Source organism: Paenibacillus sp. cl123 (assembly GCF_900101595.1).
Classification (GTDB): Bacteria; Bacillota; Bacilli; order Paenibacillales; family NBRC-103111; genus Paenibacillus_G.
The window spans coordinates 20,618-30,226 of sequence record NZ_FMYY01000027.1 but is presented as its reverse complement, the minus strand read 5'-3'; the positions used below and the strand labels follow the sequence as shown (position 1 = coordinate 30,226).

The following is a 9,609-nucleotide window of genomic DNA, read 5'->3' as shown; positions in this document are numbered from 1 at the left end:
AACAAAACTTTCAGCAGGAAAGAAGGGGGAGCCATGAATACAACGCCTGCCGCCGCAGGAACGGATAGAGCACCTGCCGCCAAAGAGGCTTTTTACCAGACAAAGCGGTTTCGGCAAAATATTCCGCTGCTTGTCATGCTTATACCGGGAATTCTTTATTATCTGATTTTCCGCTACGTGCCGATGGGCGGTCTCGTGATCGCTTTCAAAAACTATAATTTTCACGATGGCATATGGGCAAGTCCGTGGGTGGGGTGGAAATATTTCGAGATCTTATTCCAGTCCAAAGTCACGCTGCAAATTATCTGGAATACCCTTACCCTGAGCGTTCTGAACCTGGTCTTCGGGTTCCCAGCGCCGATTATTATCGCCATCGCCTTGAATGAGGTCCGGAAGAGCTGGCTGAAGCGCTGGATTCAAACCGTTATTTATTTGCCGCATTTCTTGTCCTGGGTTATCGTGGCAGGGATCGTCCTGACCCTGTTCTCTATCGAAGGCGGCACCATCAACAAGCTGCTGGCTCAATGGGGGATGGAGCCGGTGCCATTCCTGTACCGCACAGACTCGTGGGTCGCCATTTTTATCGGCTCGGGCATGTGGAAGGAGATGGGCTTCGGCGCCATCATCTATCTCGCGGCTCTCTCGGGCATTGATCCCAGCCTGTACGAATCCGCAGGGATGGACGGCGCAGGCAAGCTGAGGCAGATTTGGCATATCACCCTGCCGGGCATCCGTCCTACGATTATCCTGCTGCTGATTCTTGGCATGGGCCGGCTGATGGAAGTAGGGTTTGACCAGGTTTACAATTTGCAGAATCAAACTGTATTGGAGAAAGCGGAGGTCATCAGCACTTACGTGTACAAAGTGGGGCTGCAGCAGGCTCAGTTTGGTCTGACGACAGCCATGGGGTTGTTTGAATCCTTTGTCGGTCTGGTGCTTGTGCTGTCGGCCAATGCATTGGCCCGTAAATTCGATCAGGGATTGTTCTGAGGAAAGGAGAGAAATTCTCTTGAAGGAATCTACAGGCGGAAAAATTTTTGTAAGCTTTATTCACGTGGTTTTGATCGTCATTTCGCTCAGCTGCATCCTGCCTTTCCTGCATCTGATTGCGCTGTCCATAAGCTCGGGGCATGCGGTTGACTTGGGTCAGGTCTGGTTCTGGCCGGTAGGGCTTGATCTCACCGTTTACCGCTACTTTTTTGAGAATACGCCGGCCTTGCGGGCCTTTAACAACAGCGTGATCATTACCTTAGGCGGAACAGCCTTGAGCATGCTGGCCACGGTGCTGACGGCCTATCCCTTGTCCCGCCGTTACCTCTACGCCCGCAAGCCGATTACAACGGCCGCCTTGTTCACCATGCTCTTCAGCGGAGGCATGATCCCTACTTATCTGGTCATGAATAGCCTGCACCTGACCAATACTTACTGGTCCCTCTGGTTTAGCGGGCTGATCAGTACCTATAATATGCTGATTATGAAAAGCTATTTCGAGAGCATCCCGCAAGAAGTGGCCGATTCCGCCCAGATTGACGGCTGCGGCGAGGTTCAGCTGCTCACGCGCATCGTATTGCCTTTGTCTCTTCCCATGCTGGCTACGCTGACGCTGTTTTATGGGGTGGGCTACTGGAACATGTTCATGAGCGTTATTCTTTACATCAATAAGACGAATTTGCAAAATCTTACGGTAATCGTTCAGGGAATGCTGCAAATTCAAGGGAATTTCAACATGTCGGCCATGGATATGATGCAGCAGCAGGAAATGGTATCCGAAAAGCTGAAAGCGGTCGGGGTTGTGGTCATGGTTGCGCCCATGCTGGCGGTATACCCGTTTCTGCAGAAATATTTTGTCAAAGGCATCATGCTTGGCTCTATCAAGGGTTAACGGCAACAACAAAATTAATCATAGATTGAGGGGGATTCCGCATGTTTGGACAAACATCCGCGCCAAAACTGAAAGTCACGCTGGCACTGGGACTGTCGGCGGTTATGGCGGCAGGAGCGGCAGGCTGCAGTCAAAAAGAAGAAGGGACACAGGGGAAAGCCGAAGGAAAAGCCACCATTACCGTTTCCAATTATGACAGAGGCAACATTCCCGCAGCGGAAGGAACAGTGGAGGACAACCGCTGGACCAAGTGGATCAACGAGCATTCTCCCGTTACGGCTATTTATGTGCCGATAGCCCGGGCAGAGGCGGTCAAGAAGCTGAACGTGCTGTTCGCATCGGGCAGCGCGCCGGATATTGTCAATGATTTTGATACGGGGTTCCGGAATTCCCTGTACCAGCAGAAGCAATTGATGCCGCTGGATGATTACTTGCAATATGCGCCGGAATACCAGAAGCTGTTGGAAAAGTACCCCCAGCTGCGCAAAATAGGCACCAAGCCGGACGGCAAGCTTTACGAAATCGGCAAAATGAATGAGCCCCATCTGCAAAGCGTAGCTTTTATCCGGATGGATTGGCTGAAAAAGCTAAATCTGGAGGTTCCGAAAACCACCGAGGAAATGCTCGTCGTCCTGAAAGCATTCGTTGAGCAGGACCCTGACGGCAACGGGAAGAAGGATACGTACGGAACCAATATGAGCTACACCTCGGACGGCATGGTGGACTCCATGTTCGGCTCGTACGGCTGGAAAATTTCCAGTGACGACAAAATTGTCCGGACTTGGGACAATACGCTGGAGTCGCTCAAATTCAAGAAAAGGTTGTTTGAGGAAGGGCTTATCGATAAGGATTATCTGGCGGACAAAAATGGAGCCAAAGCCAAGCAGGATTTTCTGAACGGAAAAATAGGCATTTATCTTCCTCCTGCTATCACCAACTGGTTTGAGAATACGGTAACGGACGTCAAAACGCTTCGCAAGGTTGTTCCGGGAGCGGAGATTGCGCCGATGGCGCAGCCTAAGTCCCCCATGGGTCAATACGTTCATCATGTAGTCAATCCGGTTCAAATGACCACGGTAATCAATGCCGCTGCCAAAAATCCTAAGGCTGCTATGGAATATATTAACTTCATCCTCAAGCCGGAGAACGGTCTGATTCTGAAAAAAGGAATAGAGGGCGAGCATTGGAAAAAAGGGGAGGACGGTTTCCCTAAAGTCATCGATCCGGCGAAAAACGCCAAGGAACTGGATTGGGCTATGGACTACTCCATGTTCTACTCCATCCCTGAGAACCCGCTTCTGAATTCCGCCGCGGCGTTCGACGTCAGTGACCCTGACCAGAAAGCCGGCCTGGACATGATGAAGAAAGCCGACGAGTTCTTGCTTAATCCCGAGGCCCAGTATCCCGCGCTCAGTCACTATGAGCATATGCCTACCCTGCCGAGCGAGCTGGTTGTCATCAATACGAATGTCGACAAGGAAATGAAGGACATCTTTGCCAAAGGCATTATCGGCGGGGCCAAATATACGCCTGAGCAGGCGGTAGCAGATGCCAAAGCGGCCTGGGAGAGAGGCGGCGGCAAACAGATCGAGGAGTTCATGAATACCTGGTATAAGGAAAATAAAGACAGAGCCTTCCTGGGTAAGGATATCCTGGAGCTGGTGCGCTCCCAACACAAGTAAGGACTTAAGAGCCTGGAATAACATGAAAGCGGACTTGGTTCGGCAAAGGCCGGGCCAAGTCCGCTTTCGAAACATTTTATTAGGAGAAGGAGTATAAGAATCATGACAAATGAAATGCTGCTTCAAAATATCGGACGGGTCGTAGACAAGCTTATGAATCTGGGCGGCAGCGACTATGAAAAGGATAAAACCGTAGTCTCGGCCGATACAAGAAAAGGGATTGTCCAACGGGATTTCGGCATTGAAGAATGGGACTGGCCCCAAGGCGTCGGCCTTTACGGTCTGTACAAGCTGCAGAAGTATTATGGCGACGATCGTTATATGGCATTTTTTCAGAACTGGTATTCCCGCAATCTAGAGGTGGGTCTGCCGTCCAAGAACATTAATACGACCGCCCCTTATCTGGCTCTGGTTCTGCTCCTGGATCAGCTTGAGCCTTCCGACCAACTGGAGGAGCTGTGCCGGGATCATGCGGACTGGCTCATTCATGAACTGCCCAAAACGAAAGAAGGCGGCTTCCAGCATACGGTCACGGCCATCGGCAACCGGGATGGCGTCCACCTGCATAATGGACAGTTATGGATTGACACGCTCTTTATGGCGGTTCTTTTTCTGAACCAGGCCGGGCGCAAGTTCAACCGGCCGGAGTGGGAGCAAGAAGCGGTACACCAGATTCTGCTCCATATCAAGTACTTGTTCGACAAACATACCGGACTGTTTTTCCACGGCTGGAGCTTCGAGCGCAATGATAATTTCGGCAGCATCTTCTGGTGCCGCGGCAATTCCTGGTTCACCTACGGCCTCGTCGATTACCTGGAAACTTGCCAGGGTACGATGAACGCGGGCGTCCGGCAATTTCTGGTGGATACCTATACAGCTCAGGTCAATGCTCTGGTTCCGCTCCAGGCCGATTCCGGTCTGTGGCACACCGTCCTGCAGGACCCGGACAGCTATGAAGAGGTATCCGGATCGGCCGCCATTGCCGCAGGTATCCTCAAGGGCATCAAGGCCGGCATTCTCGATTCCTCTTATCAGGCTGCTGCAGACAAGGCCATTCAGGCGGTTTGCCAAAATATTGACGGGGATGGAACCGTGCTGAATGTATCAGCCGGAACCGGGATGGGCATGGATAAAGACCATTATAAAAACATTGCCATCAGGCCGATGGCCTACGGACAGTCCCTTGCGCTTATTGCCTTGTATGAGGCTTTAAATTAATACAGCTAAACCGGAACGTAACGTAACGCGCTTCCTTCCTACGCAGACAGGTAAAATGAAACCTTGTTTGCTTGGAAGGAAGCATTTTATAATACAAGATGAAATTTAAGGGGAGAGCCGATTGCATCCGACAAGCTGGCCCGGGTATATAGCCGGAAAAATAAAGGGCAGCTTCAAGATCAAGCTGATCGTGCTGCTCTCATGTATGGTAGCGCTTGCTTTTGCATTGGCAGGCTGGATGGTTTACCGGTCAAATATCCAACTTATGGAGGATGAAATCAGCAAGCAATTCTCTATCGCCAACGAACAGGCTTTGGCCAGGCTGGAGATGACTTTCCAGGAAATCAACCGGGTGTCGCAATCCATTATTCTGAACCCGTCCATCGAACAGTTCCTCAGGGAGAACAATGGGCCCGTAAGCGATTCCTACACCGAATTCAAGAACCGCAAGTATGTGGAAGAGCAGCTCAATATGCTGCTGGTGGATGCGCCGTCCATCCGCTCCGTTTTCCTGTACAATGAAAATGGGGAAATGACGGTTCTCTCCAAAATCGGTGCGTCGGGCGAGCCGAGAATGGATGACTTGGCCAGATTGATGGAAAAGCTTAAGCCCCATCGGGGAAATATGGTCTGGGGCCGGGCCGAGGCGGCCAGCACCATCGATCCGGACGGCCGCAGAACGGTGCTTGTTGCGGCCCGGCGGATGCTCAATGAGAAGCTGATTCCGTACGGCACCATGGTAATGGTCATGGAGGAAAGCCTCGTATCCAAGGTACTGCGGGATCTTGCGGAGAACGGCGGCGGCAAGGTGCTGCTGCTCGAGCCTATGGGCGGCATGCTCTACTCCAATACCGACCAGAGCGAGAGGGAGCAGCTCATGCAGCTGACAGAGGCCACTTATCCCCGTTATGTCGAAATGAACGGCATCACCTATCTGTTTGTCCGCCACGAGCTGATTACGGCTGGCTTTACCTTGTACGGAGGGGCTTCCTTGCAGGAGATTCAGAGAAAAAATAAAGACATCATTCAGGTATTTGCCTTTGCCGGAATCGGCGTGATTCTGCTCAGCGCGCTGCTTATTACGATTTCCACCCGGACGCTCCTGACTCCTCTGGCCCATCTGATGCAGGGACTTCGCACGCTGCGTTCCGGCGATTTCACGGTCCGTGTCAAAGTGGATTCCGGCGATGAGCTTGGCTACATCGGAGACAGCTTCAACAGCATGGCGGAGCAAGTGAGCGAGCTGATCAATAAAGTATATTTGGCCCAGATCAGCCAGAGGGAATCGGAGCTGAAGGCCATCCAGGCTCAGCTGAATCCCCATTATTTGCATAACCTGTTCAATGAGCTGTATTGGAAGCTGTACAGCGACGATCAGGAGGAGGCTGCGCTTCTGATCAACGCCATCTCGGAGATGTTGAAATATTCACTTAAATCTGTCCAGACCGACACGACGCTTGGCGAAGAGCTGCATCAAATCCGCAATTACATCAAGATCCAGACAGAGCTGTTCACCGGCGAGATTGAAACCATTATTCAAGCGGAGGAGTCCCTGTTGAATCTGCGGATGATGCGCTCTCTCCTGCTGCCGGTGGTGGAAAATGTGTTTGTGCATGCTTTCCGCGATATGGAGAAAGACCGGGTGCTGCGGATTAAAGCGTTCCTGTTCCAAGAGGCGCTGCATATCGAGGTGGCTGACAACGGATGCGGCATGGATATAGAAACCTTGAGAACCTTGACAGAGGCGGAAGCTCGGCTGCCTGACGGCAATAAGACGGGAATCGGCTACAAAAGCGTGCTGCGACGCATTCAACTGGTATACGGACCCGAATATGGCGTGGAAATCACAAGCAGCAAAGGGAAAGGAACCGTCGTTCACATGACGCTTCCTATTAAATCCGGGACACTGGAAAGTCATGAGGAGGGGAGAGGATGAAGGGCAAGCTGTTTATTGCCGAAGATCAGCCCAACTTCCGCAAGGGGCTGCTGAAGCTGGCGGGAAAGCGGTCCGCCGAGTGGGTGGTGACGGGGGAAGCGGCCAATGGCCGGGACGCTTTGGCCATGATGGAGCAATGTGTTCCGGATCTCTTGCTGACCGATATCCGGATGCCCCATGTAGACGGTCTGCAGCTGGCAGAAGAAATCAGAAGCCGCGGCTGGCTGACGAAGATCGTGATTATAACCGGATTCAAGGATTTTTCCTATGCCCAGTCTGCCGTCAAGTTCGGTGTGCTGGACTTTATCACGAAGCCTTGTGTCGAAACGGATATATTAGGCGTACTCGACCGGACTTATGTGCAGCTGATCGAGGAAAGCCAGTCCCAGCTCCTGGTGGAGGGCTGGAAACGCCAGCATGAGGACAACGAGCTGCGCTCGGCCATTATGGGCATGCCCTGCAGCAACGAAGAGGTGGAGGCGCAGCTGAAGCGGATGAAGCAATGTGAGCTGCATATTCTCCGGATACCTACCTATTTCCCCGCGGAGAAGCATTATTCCGCCCAGGATGTGCCGCTGCTGCAGTTTGCTTTCGCCAATATTGCCGGGGAGCACTTGAACAAATGGTTTCCCGGCGGCTTTCGCCTGTTTCCCTTGAACGCATCGGAGTGGGCTTTATTGGTGGACCGGGATGCGTCCCGGCCCGATACCGCCCCCTCCTGGCAGCAGATTCTTACCGATTCGGTCCGGCACTATCTGAGGCTGGATCTGGCATGCAGCGGACAAGGACCATGCTCCAGCGCGGAGGAATTGCGCCAGGGCTACAGTCGGTATTGCCAGGAAGGGGACAGGGACCAAGGCACTGCCAATGCCTCCTTGCTCAATCAGACGGCGCTTTACGAGAAGGAGAAGGAAATTGTAACCTGGCTCATGTCGGAGGATAACAGCCGGCTGAGCCGGGAGCTGCAGGAGCAAGTCGACCGGATCGTCCGTTTGCCTCCGCAAACGGCCAAGATCGAAGCGCTGCTGCTGGCTGCCGCCATACTCCGGCTGGTGCAAGTCCAGTTTCCCGAATGGCGGATGGCCGTGCGCCCGATAGAGTGGGATTCCGTCTACAAATGTGCGACGCCGGAAGATATTGCGGCCTGGCTGCAGGGATACATCCATGAATTCCTGAAGTCCCATAATAACTGGCTTGCCAGCAAGAACGATAATCCGGTCAAGCAGGCTATCCGGTTTATTGAAGAATCCTACATGGGCGTATGCGGCTTGGCCGAGGTTGCCGCCCATGTCCATCTCAACCCCAGCTACTTCAGCAATCTGTTTAAAAAGGAAACCGGAGAAAGCGTAACCGGCTATATCCAGAACCTGCGCGTACAGAAAGCGAAGCTGCTGCTGAAAAGCACGGATATGAAAATATTCGAAATATCCGAGGCCACCGGCTTCAACGATTCCAATTATTTCACGCATATGTTCAACAAAATAGCGGGCGTTTCCCCTAAAGAATACCGCAAGCAGATGGCCGGCCAATGACTCTTCGAATCCGCACAAACCAACATCCGGCCCGGACGGCGACGTCTGGGCCGGATGCGTTGGGCAGCCGGGACACGCAAGCTTAAGCCCGGACGGAAGCGGCTTTCAGCACGGTGCGGTAATCCGTGTAGTGCAGATAGTCGCCGCTCATCCAGAACAGCAGGAGCGGGTCGGCTTGACCCGGCGCGCCCGCCGCTCCGGCTCCCGTCTGCGAAGCAGCGGACGGTGCGCTTCTGCGGGTCAGGAAGGGGCGAACCTGGTTGCTCGGCGAGCCGCTCGTAACGGCTTCGGAGGACCAGGTCACGCCTCGGTCGGGCGTATGCCAGCGCTCGATTTCGAACATGCCGTTAACAGGCCGGGAGACGTACACCGTAGACGGGTCGCCATGGTCGAGAATCATGCCTCCGGAGTAATACGGCTCGCGCTCCGTCTCGCCTTCCGGCGTCTGCGGGAACCACGAGCCCCCGGCCGCAAGCTCGCTGTGGACCCAGGCTTCGCCGCTCCAGCGGCTGCAGCAGTAACGATGGTCATTCGTTGCGGCAAACACGACGTAAGCAATAACCGGGCAGCCCCGCTCATCCAGGGCGATATCCCAAATCCAGCTGTTGCGCCCGGCCGCCTGGCCGTCGAATACCGTTTCCGCCTCCGTGAGCGTCAGCGGCAGCTCTTCCGCCGCTTTGATCCTTGCCCCGTCGGCCCGGTACAGAGCACCGCCTCGGTAGCACGCGTAGTAGATGCTGTTGGTCGGCTCGATATTCGGATGACCGTCGGTGCAGGCGAAGTGGATCGTATCCTCTCCATCCGACGCAAAGCGGATATACGGCCGGTGCCCGTGGTCGAGAATAAGCGTTTCGGCTTCGGACCAGCGGTTGCCGCCAAGATCGGGACAGCGGCTGAAGTTCGGCTTGAAGTTGCCGCCCCTCCAAAATAAATACAGCTGCCGCTCCTTGCGCAAATACACCGGATTCGGGTACGTATACCCTTTGCCGCCACCGGTATTGACCGGAAGCGAATGCTCAGGCCCGAAGGAGGACAAGTCCTCCGGGCGCTCTGTCGTGCGGTATAGCATCTCGGGGCCGTTATGGGCCGAATAAAATACCGTTATACGGCCCTCGGCGTCGATATAAAGCGCAGGGTTCGCATGATCGTCCTTATGCAGACCCGCGTGAAGCAGCACGGACTCAAACTGGTCGAGCGCGTGATCGTACCGGCCGACTCGCACATCGCCTTCGGCCGATAACCAGCCGACATAGGTGCTCCGGCGCTTGCCGGCAAAGTACAAGGCCCGGGGGTCGGCGAAAAAGCACCAGCCGCCATCCGGTTCGACAGGGCCAAGCGTTAGCGGATTCATCCGTTTAT

General features: G+C 53.9%; 7 protein-coding genes. 6 read left to right on the top strand and 1 reads right to left on the bottom strand.

Features of this window, described 5'->3' with window-relative positions:
• Window positions 1-33 precede the first annotated feature (33 nt).
• The 6 genes from BLR08_RS26810 (at window position 34) to BLR08_RS26785 (ending at window position 8,250) form a co-directional block, all read left to right on the top strand.
• A complete protein-coding gene (locus BLR08_RS26810) occupies window positions 34-990 on the top strand; it encodes an ABC transporter permease (protein WP_072337428.1) in 957 nt (318 codons plus the stop codon).
• Between the two features lie 19 nt (window positions 991-1,009).
• Window positions 1,010-1,882 carry a carbohydrate ABC transporter permease gene (locus tag BLR08_RS26805; RefSeq protein WP_072337426.1) on the top strand — a complete coding sequence of 291 codons (873 nt, stop codon included), beginning with the start codon at window positions 1,010-1,012 and terminating at the stop codon, window positions 1,880-1,882.
• Window positions 1,883-1,923: 41 nt separating this feature from the next.
• Window positions 1,924-3,564: an extracellular solute-binding protein gene (locus BLR08_RS26800; protein WP_072337424.1), complete on the top strand. Its 1,641-nt coding sequence runs from the start codon at window positions 1,924-1,926 to the stop codon at window positions 3,562-3,564.
• Between the two features lie 102 nt (window positions 3,565-3,666).
• Window positions 3,667-4,782 carry a glycoside hydrolase family 88/105 protein gene (locus BLR08_RS26795; RefSeq protein WP_072337422.1) on the top strand — a complete coding sequence of 372 codons (1,116 nt, stop codon included), beginning with the start codon at window positions 3,667-3,669 and terminating at the stop codon, window positions 4,780-4,782.
• Between the two features lie 121 nt (window positions 4,783-4,903).
• A complete protein-coding gene (locus BLR08_RS26790; protein WP_072337420.1) occupies window positions 4,904-6,718 on the top strand; it encodes a cache domain-containing sensor histidine kinase in 1,815 nt (604 codons plus the stop codon).
• Window positions 6,715-8,250, top strand: coding sequence for a response regulator transcription factor (locus BLR08_RS26785; RefSeq protein ID WP_072337418.1), 1,536 nt, complete (start codon window positions 6,715-6,717; stop codon window positions 8,248-8,250). Before BLR08_RS26790 ends, BLR08_RS26785 begins: the two co-directional genes overlap by 4 nt.
• A gap of 82 nt (window positions 8,251-8,332) precedes the next feature.
• On the opposite strand, the gene BLR08_RS26780 is transcribed toward BLR08_RS26785, so the two are convergent.
• Window positions 8,333-9,601, bottom strand: a complete 1,269-nt coding sequence (locus BLR08_RS26780) for a BNR-4 repeat-containing protein (RefSeq protein ID WP_072337416.1) — start codon at window positions 9,599-9,601, stop codon at window positions 8,333-8,335.
• Window positions 9,602-9,609 lie beyond the last annotated feature (8 nt).

What these genes read in the sequence shown, in the direction of transcription:
- BLR08_RS26810 (WP_072337428.1), top strand. Translation starts at nt 34, where the DNA reads ATGAATACAACGCCTGCCGCCGCAGGAACGGATAGAGCACCTGCCGCC.
- BLR08_RS26800 (WP_072337424.1), top strand. Translation starts at nt 1,924, where the DNA reads ATGTTTGGACAAACATCCGCGCCAAAACTGAAAGTCACGCTGGCACTG.
- BLR08_RS26795 (WP_072337422.1), top strand. Translation starts at nt 3,667, where the DNA reads ATGACAAATGAAATGCTGCTTCAAAATATCGGACGGGTCGTAGACAAG.
- BLR08_RS26785 (WP_072337418.1), top strand. Translation starts at nt 6,715, where the DNA reads ATGAAGGGCAAGCTGTTTATTGCCGAAGATCAGCCCAACTTCCGCAAG.
- BLR08_RS26780 (WP_072337416.1), bottom strand. Translation starts at nt 9,601, where the DNA reads ATGAATCCGCTAACGCTTGGCCCTGTCGAACCGGATGGCGGCTGGTGC.